The organism is Candidatus Amoebophilus asiaticus 5a2 (assembly GCF_000020565.1).
Classification (GTDB): domain Bacteria; phylum Bacteroidota; class Bacteroidia; order Cytophagales; family Amoebophilaceae; genus Amoebophilus; species Amoebophilus asiaticus.
Genome location: NC_010830.1, coordinates 187405 through 202561, shown reverse-complemented (window position 1 = coordinate 202561; position 15157 = coordinate 187405). Strand labels below are relative to the sequence as shown.

The 15157-nt window shown below is 33.3% G+C and carries 19 protein-coding genes; 15 read left to right on the top strand and 4 right to left on the bottom strand.

All coding sequences use genetic code 11. The annotated features are described in order from the left end of the window. Window positions 1-3 precede the first annotated feature (3 nt). From rpsE to AASI_RS00810, 14 genes are all read left to right on the top strand, one after another. Window positions 4-519: a 30S ribosomal protein S5 gene (gene rpsE, locus AASI_RS00875; RefSeq protein ID WP_012472390.1), complete on the top strand. Its 516-nt coding sequence runs from the start codon at window positions 4-6 to the stop codon at window positions 517-519. A 2-nt stretch (window positions 520-521) separates the two neighbouring features. Then, window positions 522-704, top strand: a complete 183-nt coding sequence (gene rpmD / locus AASI_RS00870; RefSeq protein WP_012472389.1) for a 50S ribosomal protein L30 — start codon at window positions 522-524, stop codon at window positions 702-704. A 2-nt stretch (window positions 705-706) separates the two neighbouring features. Beyond that, window positions 707-1165: a 50S ribosomal protein L15 gene (gene rplO, locus AASI_RS00865; RefSeq protein WP_012472388.1), complete on the top strand. Its 459-nt coding sequence runs from the start codon at window positions 707-709 to the stop codon at window positions 1163-1165. Next, the gene (gene secY / locus AASI_RS00860; protein ID WP_012472387.1) at window positions 1158-2465 is read left to right on the top strand and encodes a preprotein translocase subunit SecY; all 1308 of its coding nucleotides are present in this window, start codon (window positions 1158-1160) and stop codon (window positions 2463-2465) included. The genes rplO and secY overlap by 8 nt, the downstream gene beginning before the upstream one ends. 14 nt (window positions 2466-2479) lie before the next feature. After that, complete coding sequence (gene map, locus AASI_RS00855) at window positions 2480-3253, top strand: type I methionyl aminopeptidase (RefSeq protein WP_012472386.1); 774 nt, start codon at window positions 2480-2482, stop codon at window positions 3251-3253. 1 nt (window position 3254) lies between these two features. Next, window positions 3255-3485, top strand: coding sequence for a translation initiation factor IF-1 (gene infA / locus AASI_RS00850; RefSeq protein ID WP_012472385.1), 231 nt, complete (start codon window positions 3255-3257; stop codon window positions 3483-3485). Between the two features lie 14 nt (window positions 3486-3499). Beyond that, window positions 3500-3616, top strand: a complete 117-nt coding sequence (ykgO, locus tag AASI_RS00845; protein ID WP_044282708.1) for a type B 50S ribosomal protein L36 — start codon at window positions 3500-3502, stop codon at window positions 3614-3616. A gap of 2 nt (window positions 3617-3618) precedes the next feature. After that, window positions 3619-3999 (top strand): 30S ribosomal protein S13, encoded by a 381-nt coding sequence (rpsM, locus tag AASI_RS00840; protein WP_012472384.1) that lies wholly within the window; start codon window positions 3619-3621, stop codon window positions 3997-3999. Between the two features lie 45 nt (window positions 4000-4044). Beyond that, a complete protein-coding gene (gene rpsK / locus AASI_RS00835) occupies window positions 4045-4437 on the top strand; it encodes a 30S ribosomal protein S11 (protein WP_012472383.1) in 393 nt (130 codons plus the stop codon). Between the two features lie 22 nt (window positions 4438-4459). After that, complete coding sequence (rpsD, locus tag AASI_RS00830) at window positions 4460-5062, top strand: 30S ribosomal protein S4 (RefSeq protein WP_012472382.1); 603 nt, start codon at window positions 4460-4462, stop codon at window positions 5060-5062. 52 nt (window positions 5063-5114) lie between these two features. After that, window positions 5115-6104 carry a DNA-directed RNA polymerase subunit alpha gene (locus tag AASI_RS00825; RefSeq protein WP_012472381.1) on the top strand — a complete coding sequence of 330 codons (990 nt, stop codon included), beginning with the start codon at window positions 5115-5117 and terminating at the stop codon, window positions 6102-6104. Between the two features lie 72 nt (window positions 6105-6176). After that, window positions 6177-6761, top strand: a complete 585-nt coding sequence (rplQ, locus tag AASI_RS00820; RefSeq protein ID WP_012472380.1) for a 50S ribosomal protein L17 — start codon at window positions 6177-6179, stop codon at window positions 6759-6761. A gap of 271 nt (window positions 6762-7032) precedes the next feature. Further along, entirely contained in the window at window positions 7033-9183 is a 2151-nt protein-coding gene (locus AASI_RS00815) for a hypothetical protein (protein ID WP_148204908.1), read from the top strand. Continuing rightward, on the top strand, window positions 9183-10196 hold the full coding sequence (locus AASI_RS00810; protein ID WP_012472378.1) for a hypothetical protein: 1014 nt from the start codon (window positions 9183-9185) through the stop codon (window positions 10194-10196). The genes AASI_RS00815 and AASI_RS00810 overlap by 1 nt, the downstream gene beginning before the upstream one ends. A gap of 321 nt (window positions 10197-10517) precedes the next feature. Here the strand turns inward: AASI_RS00810 and AASI_RS00805 are convergent, their stop codons facing one another. Then, window positions 10518-11330: a glycogen/starch synthase gene (locus AASI_RS00805; RefSeq protein ID WP_012472377.1), complete on the bottom strand. Its 813-nt coding sequence runs from the start codon at window positions 11328-11330 to the stop codon at window positions 10518-10520. A 319-nt stretch (window positions 11331-11649) separates the two neighbouring features. Between AASI_RS00805 and AASI_RS00800 the strand changes: the two genes are divergently transcribed. After that, the gene (locus tag AASI_RS00800) at window positions 11650-12639 is read left to right on the top strand and encodes a lysylphosphatidylglycerol synthase transmembrane domain-containing protein (RefSeq protein ID WP_187146277.1); all 990 of its coding nucleotides are present in this window, start codon (window positions 11650-11652) and stop codon (window positions 12637-12639) included. A 748-nt stretch (window positions 12640-13387) separates the two neighbouring features. Here AASI_RS00800 and AASI_RS00795 read toward each other — a convergent pair. The 3 genes from AASI_RS00795 to smpB form a co-directional block, all read right to left on the bottom strand. Beyond that, complete coding sequence (locus AASI_RS00795; RefSeq protein ID WP_012472375.1) at window positions 13388-14026, bottom strand: DUF502 domain-containing protein; 639 nt, start codon at window positions 14024-14026, stop codon at window positions 13388-13390. A 94-nt stretch (window positions 14027-14120) separates the two neighbouring features. Beyond that, window positions 14121-14606: a DUF4199 domain-containing protein gene (locus AASI_RS00790; RefSeq protein ID WP_012472374.1), complete on the bottom strand. Its 486-nt coding sequence runs from the start codon at window positions 14604-14606 to the stop codon at window positions 14121-14123. A gap of 64 nt (window positions 14607-14670) precedes the next feature. Beyond that, the gene (gene smpB, locus AASI_RS00785) at window positions 14671-15141 is read right to left on the bottom strand and encodes an SsrA-binding protein SmpB (protein ID WP_012472373.1); all 471 of its coding nucleotides are present in this window, start codon (window positions 15139-15141) and stop codon (window positions 14671-14673) included. Window positions 15142-15157 lie beyond the last annotated feature (16 nt).

The window sequence follows — 15157 nt, the reverse complement described above, 5'->3', positions numbered from 1 at the left end:
TATATGATGCAACTAAAGAAAATAATTAAACCAAGCGAACTTAATCTAACAGAGAAAGTTGTTGCCATTAACCGTGTGACAAAGGTTGTTGAGGGAGGTAGGAATTTTAGCTTTTCAGCTGTAGTAGTGGTAGGAGATGGGAAAGGTATAGTAGGACATGGACTTGGAAAAGCACAAGAAGTTACCAATGCTATTGCAAAAGGAATAGAAAATGCAAAGAAAAATCTTATTAAGGTTCCTATACAAAAAGGTACGGTACCACACCGGGCTATAGGTAGATTTGGTGGAGGTGAAGTGCTAATTAAGCCAGCAGCTCCGGGTACAGGTATTATTGCAGGTGGAGGTGCACGTGTTGTATTAGAATGCGCAGGTATCAATAATGTACTTTCTAAATTAAAGGGATCTTCTAATCCTCATAATACTGTAAAGGCAACTTTTCAAGCTTTATCTCAAATGAGAGATCCTATTACTGTGGCAGCACAAAGAGGAATTAGCTTGGATAAATTATTTAATGGATAAACATGGCAAAAGTTAGAATTACCCAAGTAAGAAGCACTATTAAATGTCCTATGAGGCAAAAGCTAACTATTAAAGCTTTAAAACTTGGTAGGATCAATAAGAGTGTAGAACTAGAATTTACACCACAAATTCAAGGAATGGTACGACAAGTGCATCACTTAGTTACTACAGAAAATATAGCATAGTTATGGAACTAAATACACTTAAGCCCGCAAAAAATTCTGTTAAGCAAAATACAAGGTATGGTAGGGGGCAAGGTTCTGGTAAAGGTGGTACTTCTACTAGAGGACACAAAGGAGCAAAGTCACGCTCTGGTTATAAAAGTAAGCCAGGTTTCGAAGGAGGCCAGCTTCCTTTGCAACGCAGGTTGCCTATGTATGGTTTTAAGAATCCTAATAGAGTCAGCTATAAGCCTATTAACCTAGATACTATACAGCAGCTAGCTGAAAAAGCTCAGCTTACAGTTATTAATCCTGAAGTTTTACACCAACATGGTCTCGTTAGTAAACGTGATAAATGCAAAATTCTTGGCAATGGTCTGTTGAAAACAAAATTAGAAGTAACAGCTCATGCATTTTCAGCATCAGCATCAGCAGCCATAGAAAAATTGGGTGGGAAAGCGAACATCCTGAATATATATGCGTAAATTTCTTGCTACATTTAAGAGAATATTTTTTATTCCTGAACTGAGGAGCCGAATACTTACTACCATAGGCTTACTATTGGTTTTTAGATTGGGCGCTTTTATTGTTTTACCAGGCATTGATGCTACTAGGATAGCTGGAAAAGCTAAAGGAATACTAGGCCTATTAGATATATTTCTAGGAGGGGCTTTTAGCAATGTCTCCATTTTTGGATTAGGTGTAGTGCCTTATATTTCAGCATCCATAGCTGTTCAACTCTTAACCGTAGCGGTTCCTTATTTCCAAAAAATACAAAGGGAGGGCCAAGCAGGCAGAAAAACACTTAGCAATATTACTAAAGCACTTACTATTGTAATTGCCATGATACAGTCGGCTAGTTATTTGGCTGCTACTGTTTCTACTGACTCAATTATGATTAGCAAGCCACTTTTTTATATTTTATCTTTATTTATTCTTCCAGCAGGTACCATGGCTTGTATGTGGATAGGAGACAGAATTACTGACAAAGGAATAGGTAATGGAGTTTCAATGCTAATTATGATTGGAATTGTATCTTCTTTGCCAGGAGCTTTTTTTGAAGAGTTTGTTTTAAGAGGATCCAGAGGATTGTTAATATTCATATTTGAAATCTTTGCTCTTTTCTTAATCGTTGTTAGTGTAGTAATGTTCACACAAGCAACACGCAGAATTCCTCTTCAATATGCCAAACAGATGGCAACAAGTGGTGGAATTTATAGTGGCCAAAGGCAATACATACCACTTAAGCTCAATAGCTCTGGAGTTATGCCTATTATCTTTGCACAGGTTCTTATGTTTCTACCAGCACTGGTGTCTAATTTTTTTGCTAATAAAAGTGAGAAAATGGCTATGGTATCAAGGATTTTTGGTGACTTTACTACTTGGCAGTATAACCTTGTATTTTCCATACTTATTATAGCATTTACCTATTTCTATACAGCTATCAGTATTAATCCCATGCAAATAGCTGATGATATGAAAAGAGGTAGTAGTTTTATTCCAGGTATTAAGCCTGGCAAACCTACAGCCTCTTTTATAGATGATATTTTAAGCAAAATAACATTGCCAGGCTCCTTATTTTTAGCAATAATTGCTATTTTACCGGGATTGGCTTATATGGCAGGTTTAAGCAAAGGATTTAGCCGCTTTTTTGGAGGCACTTCCTTACTTATTATGGTCGGCGTGGTATTAGATAGCTTGCAGCAAATAGAAAGTTATTTGTTAATGCATCACTATGATCACATGATGGACTCTGGTAGGATACAAGGAAGATCGCAGATATAGCATAGTCAGGTGATATGATATTTTTAAAAAATGATGAAGAAATAGCTATAATTAAACAAAGTGGTCTTATCTTAGCACAAGCTTTTGGTGTAGTTGCAAAAGCTATTAAGCCAGGTGTAGCAACAAAAACTTTGGATAAACTAGCTGAGACATACATATATGATCATGGCGCTATTCCTTCTTTTAAAGGATATGATCAATTTCCTGCTACATTATGTGTTTCAGTCAACGAAGCCGTTGTACATGGCATACCAGGAGACTATGAGCTAAAAGAAGGCGATATTGTTTCTGTGGACGGTGGAGTGTTTTATAAAGGATTTCATAGTGATTCAGCTTTTACATTTCCTGTCGGGGAAATAACGAAAGAAGCTAAAGAACTTATTAAGGTTACAAAAGAAGCATTATATTTGGGAATTAATCAGGCAATTGTAGGGAACAGAATAGGAGATATTGGTGGAACAGTAGAAGATTATGTTTCTAAGCATAATTTTACAGTAGTAAGAAATTTAGCAGGGCATGGTATTGGTAAAAATCTTCATGAAGATCCACAAGTACCTAATTATGGTAAGCTAGGGTCTGGTGTACGATTAAAGAAAGGAATGGTCCTTGCTATAGAGCCTATGGTGAATGTAGGAAGATCTGCAGTTAAGCAAGAAAAAGATGGTTGGACAATTACTACAATAGATAAAAAGCTTTCTGCACATTTTGAGCATACAATAGCAGTAGGTGAGCAGCAAGCCGAAATATTAACAAGTTACCAATATATAGAAGAAGTTTTTAGAATTTAATATGGCTAAAACACCTCCAATAGAACAAGATGGCACAGTAGAAGTAGCTCTCCCTAATGCTGAATTTAAAGTACGTTTAGCAAATGGACATCTTGTTAGAGCACATATCTCTGGTAGGATGCGGAAATTTTATATCAATATATTACCTGGAGATCAAGTGAAACTAGAGTTGACTCCTTATGATCTTACAAAAGGACGTATTGTCCAAAGATATAAGGTAAATCAACCATAAAATATTAGTGAAATATGAAGATAAGATCATCTATTAAAAAACGTAGTAGCGGATGCCAGATAGTACGTAGGAAAGGAGTACTTTATGTTATTAATAAAAAAAATCCAAGATTTAAACAAAGACAAGGATAAATATGGCTAGAATATTAGGTGTAGATATTCCAGATAACAAACGAGGAGAAATAGCACTTACTTATATTTTTGGTATTGGTCGTAGCTCAGCTAATCAGATTTTAGCAGCAGCAGGCGTCAATAAAGATAAACGTGTTTCCAGTTGGACCGATGAAGAGTCTCAAACAATCCGTACTGTTATTAATGAGAATTATAAAGTAGAAGGAGAATTAAAGTCTGAGATACGCTTAAATATAAAAAGGTTAGTAGATATAGGATGTTATAGGGGTAGAAGGCATGTATTAGGTCTTCCTGTAAGAGGACAAAGTACTAAGAATAATGCTAGAACCCGAAAAGGAAAACGAAAAACAGTAGCTAATAAGAAGAAAGCTGCGAAGAAATAAACAGTTTCTTTTTTAAAAAATTGATAGAACTATTCATAAAGAATTATGGCAAAATCCCAAAAAGAAAAAACCAAGAAGCGAGTTGTCAGCGTTGGCAAGTTAGGCCAAGCGCATATTAAAGCCACGTATAACAATATTATTATTTCTATGACCAATGAGATTGGGCAAGTTATATCTTGGTCTTCCGCTGGTAAAATGGGATTTAAGGGTTCTAAAAAAAATACCCCATATGCAGCCCAAGTATCTGCTGGAGATTGTGCAAAAGTAGCGCATGAGTTGGGCCTTAGAAAGGTTGAAGTTTATGTGAAGGGAGCGGGTGTAGGCAGAGAATCTGCTATTAGAACTATCCAAGATGCTGGTATAGAAATTAGTACTATTAAGGATGTAACTCCTATTCCACATAATGGATGTAGACCTCCTAAACGTAGACGTCCGTAATCTTAATTAAATAATTATAAATATGGCAAGATATATAGGTCCTAAAGCTAAAATTTCTAGAAGATTTAATGAGCCCATATTTGGGCCTAGCAAGGCACTTCAGAAAAAGAATTACCCTCCAGGTCAACATGGTAAAATTCGTAAAAAGAAGTCTGAATATGCCATCCAGCTAATGGAAAAAGGAAAAGCCAAGTATATATATGGATTACTAGAAAAGCAATTTGCTAACCTTTTCTATAAAGCAGCTAAGAAGAAAGGAGTTACAGGCGAACTGTTGCTACAATACTTAGAAACAAGGCTTGATAATGTCGTATATCGCTTAGGTATAACACCTACTCGGAGATCCGCTAGACAGTTAGTGTCGCATAAGCATATTACTGTAAATGGTAAAATAGTTAATATTCCTTCTTATGCATTAAAAGTGGGTGATATAATTGGCTTAACCGAGAAAACAAAGTCATCAAACGCTATTACCGAGCGTATTTCTAGCCATTCACATAATAAAAATAACTGGTTAGAATGGGATAGTAAACAGATGATTGGTAAAGTCATGTCACTGCCACATAGAGAAGAAATCCCTGAAAAAATTAATGAGCAAAGTATTGTTGAGCTATACTCTAAATAATTTCTAAATTTTTTGTCGCTTTATCATAGAATTATAAATAAACTGGAACACAATGTCATCAATAGCCTTTCAAATACCTGGTAAAATCTCTGTAAAACAAGCAGACGAGTTTCATGGTATATTTACTTTTAAGCCACTTGAAAGAGGTTATGGCGTAACCATTGGTAATGCTTTGAGAAGAGTGATACTATCCTCACTAGAAGGATATGCTATCACCTCTATCAGAATACCGGGCATATATCACGAGTTTTCTACTATAGAGGGGGTAACAGAAGATTTAGTAGAAATTATTTTAAACCTTAAGCAGATTAGGTTTAAAAAAATTGGAGATACTACAGAAAATAAAATATTTATTTCAATCAACAATAAAAAAATTCTGACAGCAGGAGATTTTGCACAGGCAACTGCTGCGTTTGAAATAACTAACCCAGAATTAGTTATTTGCCATATAGATGAGTCAGCCAGATTCGAAATAGAAGTTACTGTTGAAAAAGGACGTGGCTACGTACCTGCAGAAGAAAATAAAATTGATGCACAGGTAAAAGGTGTTATTCCAATCGATTCTATTTTTACTCCTGTAAAAAATGTTAAATACCATGTTGAGAACACTCGTGTTGGTCAAAAAACAGATTATGAATCTCTAGTATTCTCTGTAGAAACTGATGGTACTATTCACCCTCAAACTGCTATTGAGCGTGCTGCTGACATTATGATCAAGCATTTTGCTCTACTCATTGATAGAAACAAGATGGTAGAGACTAAGGATGCTGATGAGATAGATGTCTTGGATGAGTCTACGCTACAAATGCGTAAATTACTTAAAACTCCTCTTAGCGAAATGGGACTATCTGTTAGAGCCTTTAACTGTCTTAAAGCAGCTGACATAAAAACTTTAGGAGATTTAGTGCAATTGAAGGTGTCTGATATGGCCCAATTTAGAAATTTTGGTAAAAAGTCTCTTAAAGAGTTACAAGACTTAGTAGCTAGTAAAGATTTAACTTTTGGTATGGATCTATCAGCTTATAATCTAAATGACCAATAAGGATATCTGTTTTTGTAAGTGCTAACTAAATGTTAGTGCATCTATCTTTTTAGACAATTTATTTGAACCAATATGAGACACGGTAAAAAATTTAATCATCTGAGTAGGCCTGCGTCCCACCGCAAGGCTCTATTATCTAACCAGGCTAAGTCCCTTATTTTACATAAACGTATTATTACTACCGTAGCCAAAGCTAAAGCACTTAGGAAGTTTGTAGAGCCTATTATTACAAAGGCTAAACAAGATTCTACGCATGCAAGAAGAGTAGTGTTCTCCTATTTTCAAGATAAAGAGCCCGTTAAACTACTTTTTAATGAGGTTGCTCCTAAGATAGGGGATAGACCGGGAGGTTATACACGTATTATTAGGCTAGGAAATCGCCTAGGGGATAATGCAGAAATGTGTATGATGGAGTTAGTAGACTATAATACATACTTGCAAAAGGCAGCAGAGCCAAAACAAACCAAGGCTAGAACTCGAAGGGGAAAAGGAAAATTAGGTGCTACTACGACTGTGAGTTCTGAAAAAACACAGCCTAACACTCAAGATATGGCTACTCAAGCTAAACCAGTTGAAAATACTCAGGTAGAAGGAGCAGATGAGCAAGAAGCTTTAGATACACAATCTCCTGAACAAACTAATAAACAAGAAGAATAAGCTATATAAGAATAATATTTTAAACGAAAATAAATTCCTCCAGTTTTTAGGCTAACCCTTAATAAATTGGAGGAATTTTATTTTTATAGGCGTTTAGGGGTGGATAGGTATATGCTCTTATATTTGGAAATGAAAAAATTAACTGAAATCTTTTAAAGATTAAATTTTACTTAGCAAAATACAAAGAGTTAATATTGAAATTCTTCAGAAATATGGTTAAATTATTATTAAAGATGCCTGCTTTCTAAGTCATTTTCTAAAATTCCAATGATTGTCAGTAACCCTAACCATGGACATTCCTAGCAAGCAATTTGCTGTTGTTATTCTATTACTAACTCTTGTATTATTTGTGTGTGCGAGCTTTAAGATTTCAGCTATTGGGTTTACAACAATAGAAAAACGAACACACGCAAATATTTATAAACTTTCACGTAACCATTATGTCGTTGATAAGATTAATATGGATGGAAAGTTTCATTCTTTAGAATATAATTATCTTAGTCCAAATCTAAGCTCATTAAAATCAAAAAAAGTAGTACGGCTTACCGTATTGTCTCATACTCATGAAGCATATAGTTTACGGACTAATAGAACCTACCAAGAAGGCTTACATAATAGACGAGTATATGATATTGCAACTGTTAAATTGAGTAATTTAAATAAAGTACAGCCTATTGTAAAGGAAGAAGTTATTTTACAGCACAACAGCCGACAACTAGCTCTTAAGGAGCCTTCTACTAATTATTTGCGTAGTTTCCAGCTTTTAGCAGATAACTCTAAAGCTACAACAACTAGCCAGAATGCTGTCTCCTTACATCAAAACAAGATTGGTTTGTCTAGTTCTGCTAACTTCACTGCTAATCGTAAACAAGCGAATAAAAAATCTATCCGTTCTGCTCAGTTACCTACTATTACTTCCTCTTCAATAACTGATAAGTATATAGTAACAAATCCTTTTAACTCTATAGCTTATGGAGATCATCAAGTTGCGTTTATGTATCAACAGGGGAGATGGCTAGCTTATATAAAGCAATCCCTAGCTATAGGGTATAGATACCAGATATTACCTGTATATGGAGAATTTGGTTTTAGTATAGAGAAATTACTTAATAGTGCACCAGATCGACAAAAGGAATATACTCATATATACCCTACTATCGATTCAAATACCAATACACCTAACTATGTATATATAGGTAAATTGAAGTCTCAGGATTATGGTATTAAAATAGATATAGGAAAAAATATAAATAATTTAACTATTGCTTATTCTCTTATAGATCCTAGCAATTTTAATTCTGATACATTACGAATTTGGAAAGATATGCTCGCAGAAATAGGAAACATATTGGCGGGAATAAAGATAAATTTAACTGTTGTTACTATTGATCCTGATCCGGCGAAAGTTAAAACTAAGTTAGAGCAAATCATTTATAAATTTTTACATAGACAAGTAAGACTAGAAAACTATTCACTTGTTTACAATAAATTGCTTGCACACATAAGTAATCAAATGCAATTATTAAATAAAAACTTTGATTATCGCTCATCTAATTTTTATGAAAACTATACAGTAGATTTACAAGTCAGCTTACAAAAAATATCTTCGCTATTGACAGAATTAAACAGAGTGAAATCAGTACCAAAAAGTAAAGTGGCTCGTTTTGATTTAAATAAACTCTATGATGCTTTAGAAATAAACGTTAGCATTAAAGAGTTAACTAGGGACTCTATAGAGGGTTTACAAACAAACATTGAATATTTTTCTCAGATTCAGGATCAAGAAGAAGTCCAGCTTTCAGTACTACCTAGTCTATCGCTTCAGCCTTCTTACCTTCAAGCATTCGTAGACAATAACATAAATAACTATCCTATGTTGGTTGAGCAAAGTGGCGAAGTGCCTTCTTCTAATAGTTTGTATTTAGAAGAATATGACTTGCCTACTAGCATGCATATACCGCATTTAATTCGCTTATCTTCAGGATCTACTGTCACTGTTACTTTTGGAAGTTCTCTCAAGAAACCAGAGAATTTAATCATCTCTGCTGATAGACTAGTTGACCAACGGTTAATACCTAGCTTGATTCAAGCGCTTAATAAAGCTAATGAAACCGTTAAAATAGAAAGCATACATATTTCTGCTACTACTAATGGACATGATGGTAAGCAATATGCAAACAGTAACCATCGCAAAGAAAATGGGGCAAGAGCTATTGATATTTCTAGAATTAACAGTAGCAGCGTAGCTAGCTTAGGAGCTAACAATCCATTAGTGATAGCTTTACAAAGTGCTTTGGAAGAAGTATCGATAGTAAGGGAAAATTTTGGTCCTTACTTAAGGCATAAAAACAAGAAACCTTATACGACCAGTAGGCTTCGTGAAAATCATAAAAATCATATACATTTTTCAATAAACCGTTAATGAGAAAATTAATCAATATTACTATAATATTTATCTTATCCTTTACTTCTGCTAATAGCACAAGGGTGGCTAAGGTATGCGGTTACTTAGATGATGTAAGCCCTAATGAGAGGTGGATACTATATAGGACGCCTCATGATTGCATGGAAGATGAAGCAAGCGAAGGTAACCTTTCTGTCATGGATGTGGAAACTAATAAAGTTATTACAATTGCAACTGATGTAACTATTGAGGATCCCATTAGTTTATTTGTCGATAACTCTACAATTGCTAGGCCCACGCAAGGAAAAGTTGTATGCTATAATATAGAGCAAAAAGAAGTTACTAAGGACTTGTTCATATTTGGTGAGGAATTAGAATTCTTAGAATTCTCGTTAAATCAAGCTAAAACCCATGCAGCACTCTTATTAAAGGATGCACAAGGAGGCGAGATGTTTTTACAAGTTATCAACCTAGCTGATTTTGAAAAGCATGAAATTATTCATAAACTTCCTTGTTTTGAGCAATGTAGCGATGCAGTTACAGGACCTATCTGTTGGTATGGAAATCATATAGTATACTCTTTACAAAATCAATTATATGATTATCAAATAGGAGAACTGCAAAGCTTACTAATTTCAGAGAATGTGTATGACTATGCCTTAAATGGAGATGAGCTTGTATTTATAGAATGGGATAAAGTTTATACTTATAAGTTTAAGAAATTTTTATTTAGTTCAGTTGGTATAGAAGATTTTACTTTACAGCCACCCATAGAAATGAGAGATGTGAAATTTATTGAATTAAACATGGCAAGTATAGGTCATGTTTATCAAGCAAGTTTGAATATTAACCAAGAAAAGTTCTATATGATAGAAAAAGACGGAAAGCTTACTACTCAGGCAAATCCTATTCTATATAAAACATCGCGCTTAAGTATCCAAAAAGAACTGACTACCAGTATATCTAGCTACGATAGAGTAACTAGAGTAATAGATAGAGCACAGCTGATAATAGAAAAACTTGGCAACTAACATATTTATATTGTTTGCATACCTAATAGAGATGATATGTATAAGTAAAAGAGTTACAACTTAGCTGTATTGTCGCTTTTAGTATGTCCTTATTAATAACAGAGAAATATAATATTATCTTATCTGTTCAGGATTCTACCCAAAATAAAGTCACTATTTTTAGCCAGGAAATGGTACTTGTGTTCCTAGAATATATTAGCTACCAACCATAAAATTGTATATATACCAACTATAAGGTGCCCTTTATCGGTTGGTTGTTAAATGAAATAGGTATTTTTTAGTAATTATAAGGTGGTGTAGATCCCTGAACGTGTACCTTATCTATTGTGTTATTAATTCAGTTAGTTGTTTATAAAGCTTAAGATATTCTTGTATGCCTTCTTCATTATTAGTAATGCAGGGGATATTTCTTTCAGCACATAAAGCGGACAAGGAAGTATTATTAATCAATTCAGACTGAATGACCATATCGGCATACTGTGCACCTATTTGCATAAGCTCAGCAAATCCTACAGAAGCTAATTGATTGATTTCTTGCTCTTGCATACCATTCATTTTTGCTTTGTCAGCAAAAGATCCATTAAATTGTCCTGGGAAATTAGTATTATACAGGTTAAGCAATACTTTGGTACGTTGAAATGTTGGATCTTGTTTTAAGCTGGTTTTCAAATATAAAGGTATTAAACTAGTAATCCAGTCGTGGCAATGAACTACATCAGGTACCCAGTTTAAATTTTTTACAGTCTCTAAAGCGCCTTTACATATGAAAATAAGACGTTCACTATTATCCTCAAAGAAGTTGCCCTCTTTATCATTAAATACAAACTTTCTATGGAAATATAGTTCGTTATCAATAAAATATACTTGGATTCTTGTTCCAGGTATAGCAGTTACTTTAACAGATAAGTTTTGAGTTTCGTTACCTATCTTAATGCTAATTCCCGATAATCGAACTACCTCATGGAGTTTATTCTTTCTCTCATTAATTACACCAAACCTGGGAACCAAAATACGTATATCAACATTTTTTTCTTGCATAGCCGGTGCTAGCTTCCCAACAAATATTCCTACGTTAGAAGTACTAAGAAAGGGCGCTATTTCACTAGCTACATAAAGTATGCGTAAACTAGACATGAATGGAAGGATTCTGAATTATACTATGAACAGCCTGTCAGTTGTAGGCAACCAAGGGCTATATTATCTATCGAACACAAATATACAAAATATATATTACATGCTCAATGTGCTGGCTTGCTCAACTAAGCTCAAAATATTAAAAAGTTATTTTAACCTAAATGTGGGTATGATTAATAAGAAATATTAAGAAAAATTGCTTGCTTTTACTAATTGATGTACTAGAATAGCATAAACTCATTCAATTTGTATAAATTTATACAAATTGCCCAGATTAACTCTAACCCTAGCTATTTTTATAGCTTATATAAAAGCTATTTTGAAAATAATCAGAAAAATTATTCCTTATATATTTTCTCTATTTGTAGCCAGCATCCTGCTACGCTACACTTATCGAAACATGTCATTCGAAGATTTATGTTTACAGGTACAGGAACTAGAATGGCGATGGATAGTATTATCAATTTCACTTGGTTTGTTTAGCCACCTTATGCGGGCGTATCGTTGGAAGCTTTTATTGCAGCCGCTTGGATACAATATAGGTCTTATGCGGACTTTTTCTGCATTGATGACAGGTTATTTAAGTAATCTGTTTGTACCACGTTTAGGTGAAATAATACGCTGTAGTGTACTGCGACGTACTACTATAGATATTCCTATGGGAATCTTACTAGGAACTGTAGTATTGGAACGTATCATAGACTTTATTGGATTCTTAATTATAACGGCATGCAATTTTATTATTAGCTTTTCAGAAATAACATTTACACTACAATCTATAACTTTCCCTTCTATCAACTATAAAAAATTAGGTTGGGTGCTAGCATTTATAATAGTTGTATTAGCTTGGGCCATCTTGTTTATCTACTGTACTTGGGACCATAACCATTTAAATAAGAAATTGTCCAGCACTAAATCTTTTATAATTAATATTAAAAGAGGATTTTATAGTATTCTAGCATCACAAGAGAAAATGCTTATAGTATATACTACTATCCTTAAGTGGGGTCTGTATTATTTAAGTGATTACGTAGGGTTATTTGCCATCCATACAACTTCACATCTAAACTGGAAGGTTGGCTTATCTATACTTACCATGAGTAGTTTAAGTTTTGCAGTGCCTATCCAAGGAGCTATAGGGGCTTATCATATTTTGGTAAGTAGTAGTTTGATGGCTTATGGAATCTCTCAAAGCAATGCTTTATTATATGCTGGAGTTATGCATGCTATGCATATGCTAACTATACTTATATGTGGGTGTATAAGCCTTGTTTTTACTCGATTATGGGTCAAATCAAAAAAAACTTAGCTTCTTTATTTATTTTATAAGTTTATAAAAAGTAACTCTATCGTTTGTATCAGAAAAAACTATGCCTCTTGTTTAGTAATATAGGTGTACTAAAGTAGGAATATATAACCCTAATTTAATTATTTGTATCATCTTAGTTAGTATGAGAGAGTATTTTGGGCTACTTAAAACTAAATGATTAGTTGAGGCAGTGAACCTTTAAGGCTATATATAGTAATACTTCATTGTTGAAATTACAGAAAGAATCTGTAAAGTAGCATTATGTTTATTATTGTTGGTCGGTACATAGCCACCTGTCAACTATATATTAATGGTCTGACTATCGTAGACTTGCTAGAGCATTAATAACGATTGGCCATAAAAAAGTATAAAATTTTTACGTCTACGCATGTGTTCATAGGTCTACATCCTCAGATTTAGATAAAAGTACCTATTTTATTTACCAACCAAGCTTAAATACTATATTTTATAGTTGATATATAGTTATTTTTATACTTGGTAGTTAGCTATTTCCGGGTACTCATGTGCCTTTATAGGCTAAATACAGCGGTTTTATTTTGAGTAGGCCATAGACGCGTACTAAGTCTATTTGGTTGCTTTGTTATAGGAAAGATTTAGTATATTCTAGAAACTTACTTTATTTAATTGTTTCTAATTTACACTTGCTGCATAGTGCTTTCTTTTCTACCAAAATTTCTATTTTATATATAGGTTTTCGATATAATCGGTTTAAATTGGCTTCTTAAGATTATATACTCTCTTTAGCAGGAAAGTTTACAATTTGTTCTTCCTCGTTTACATTTTGTATGGCTGTTACACCACCGGAAATAACAAATTTCATTACTTCTGTACCAGAAATGTCTGGTAAAGGTGTAATAAGTTCTTTAGGTACAATACATAATCCTCCAGAGAAGCTATAAGAATCAGGAATATAAACAGCCACACTTGCTGGTAAGTGGAGTATTTCTAATTCTTGCTGTGTTATAAATCCTATTTTTTGTATCCTTCTATCTATATCGATTGTTACTAAAACAGGTTTATCAAACTTCTTTTTATTGCCTACAAATGCAGCAATTAAATCTTTAAGTGAAGTGTATATAGTACTGATCAGTGGTACTTTGGTAACTAGCTTTTCAATGGTGTCAAATAATGACCTTACTAGTAAAGTACTTCCTAAATAACCAAATAAGGTAATGGCTACTAAAACAATGGTTATGCCTAATCCAGGAATTTTTATTTTAATAATGCCATCCATCCAGTTTAGTGCCATAGAAATGATATAGCCTGTTAGTACAAATGGCACAATTAACAAGAGCCCTCTTAAAAAGTAGCCTAATAAAGTGTTGAATAGTTGTTTATTAGTTTTTTTTACTCCTTTTATTTTCATAAAGCGTATATATAGGTAAATACTAAAATTAGGTAATTGTAGTATATGTTATTAATACCAAATTTAAGTAAAACTAATCACTGAAAAATATCCATTAGGAATTATTCTTTTTTGCAAACAGAGCAATAAATAGTGTAAAGATAAATCCTGTGAAAGAGATAGACAAGAAGATAAGTACTCCTAACAACTTTGAATTAAACACTGATTCTATCAATGTTATGCTATTTTGTACGGAGTTATTAGTAAGGTCAATTTGCTGAATGGATCTTTTAAATTCTAGTAGTAAAGTATTAACAAAATTGTTTCCATATGTAAATAGCATAACATATGTTAATACGCTTATAACCACACTAGTAAAGAGTACAGCTATCATACCTACTTGCAAACCTTGCATATAAGTTATGGAACCATTGTTTGCATTCTTATAATAAAAGAGTGCAGAGTATATCCCTAATGTAAATACAGCATATTCTAGGTGACCTAGTATGGAGTTTTTTAAATTTAAAACTTGTACTAGTAATGTATAAGCAATTAATGCTAATAGTGTAATGATGCCACTACGAATTCCTATAAGCCACATATTCTAAACTTTATTAGTAGATAAAAATAAATGAATTATAAATACTAATTAAGATTTTACTTAATTAAAATTTTGCAGTTTGATGTCGTTCCATATCTCTTTGTACATCTCTTTCTTTAATGTGCTGTCTTTTGTCATACAGTTTTTTGCCTTTAGCTAAAGCAATTTGCAATTTAGCACGATTGTTTTCATCAATAAAGAGCTGTATGGGTATTATGGTAAGCCCTTTTTCCTGATTTTTAATAAGCTTGTTAAGCTCTTTTCTAGTTAAAAGCAATTTTCTCTCTCTATTCTCTACATGATTATATATATTGCCTTGCTCATACTGTGCAATATGCATACTTTTAATCCAAAGTTCTCCACTTTTAAAATAACAATAGGCTTCCTGTAAACTAACTTTAGCTTTTCTAATAGATTTTATTTCTGTACCAGTAAGTACAATCCCGGCGATGAATTTATCTATAAATGTATATTCAAAGCTTGCTTGTTTGTTTCGAATAACCAGTCCGGTAGTTTTATTCTTTTTTACATTCATATAATATATAAGCTTA

Bases quoted from the DNA above. Each gene is read 5' to 3' on its own strand.
- rpsE (WP_012472390.1), top strand. From the start codon at position 4: ATGATGCAACTAAAGAAAATAATTAAACCAAGCGAACTTAATCTAACA.
- rpmD (WP_012472389.1), top strand. From the start codon at position 522: ATGGCAAAAGTTAGAATTACCCAAGTAAGAAGCACTATTAAATGTCCT.
- rplO (WP_012472388.1), top strand. From the start codon at position 707: ATGGAACTAAATACACTTAAGCCCGCAAAAAATTCTGTTAAGCAAAAT.
- secY (WP_012472387.1), top strand. From the start codon at position 1,158: ATGCGTAAATTTCTTGCTACATTTAAGAGAATATTTTTTATTCCTGAA.
- map (WP_012472386.1), top strand. From the start codon at position 2,480: ATGATATTTTTAAAAAATGATGAAGAAATAGCTATAATTAAACAAAGT.
- infA (WP_012472385.1), top strand. From the start codon at position 3,255: ATGGCTAAAACACCTCCAATAGAACAAGATGGCACAGTAGAAGTAGCT.
- ykgO (WP_044282708.1), top strand. From the start codon at position 3,500: ATGAAGATAAGATCATCTATTAAAAAACGTAGTAGCGGATGCCAGATA.
- rpsM (WP_012472384.1), top strand. From the start codon at position 3,619: ATGGCTAGAATATTAGGTGTAGATATTCCAGATAACAAACGAGGAGAA.
- rpsK (WP_012472383.1), top strand. From the start codon at position 4,045: ATGGCAAAATCCCAAAAAGAAAAAACCAAGAAGCGAGTTGTCAGCGTT.
- rpsD (WP_012472382.1), top strand. From the start codon at position 4,460: ATGGCAAGATATATAGGTCCTAAAGCTAAAATTTCTAGAAGATTTAAT.
- AASI_RS00825 (WP_012472381.1), top strand. From the start codon at position 5,115: ATGTCATCAATAGCCTTTCAAATACCTGGTAAAATCTCTGTAAAACAA.
- rplQ (WP_012472380.1), top strand. From the start codon at position 6,177: ATGAGACACGGTAAAAAATTTAATCATCTGAGTAGGCCTGCGTCCCAC.
- AASI_RS00810 (WP_012472378.1), top strand. From the start codon at position 9,183: ATGAGAAAATTAATCAATATTACTATAATATTTATCTTATCCTTTACT.
- AASI_RS00805 (WP_012472377.1), bottom strand. From the start codon at position 11,330: ATGTCTAGTTTACGCATACTTTATGTAGCTAGTGAAATAGCGCCCTTT.
- AASI_RS00795 (WP_012472375.1), bottom strand. From the start codon at position 14,026: ATGAAAATAAAAGGAGTAAAAAAAACTAATAAACAACTATTCAACACT.
- AASI_RS00790 (WP_012472374.1), bottom strand. From the start codon at position 14,606: ATGTGGCTTATAGGAATTCGTAGTGGCATCATTACACTATTAGCATTA.
- smpB (WP_012472373.1), bottom strand. From the start codon at position 15,141: ATGAATGTAAAAAAGAATAAAACTACCGGACTGGTTATTCGAAACAAA.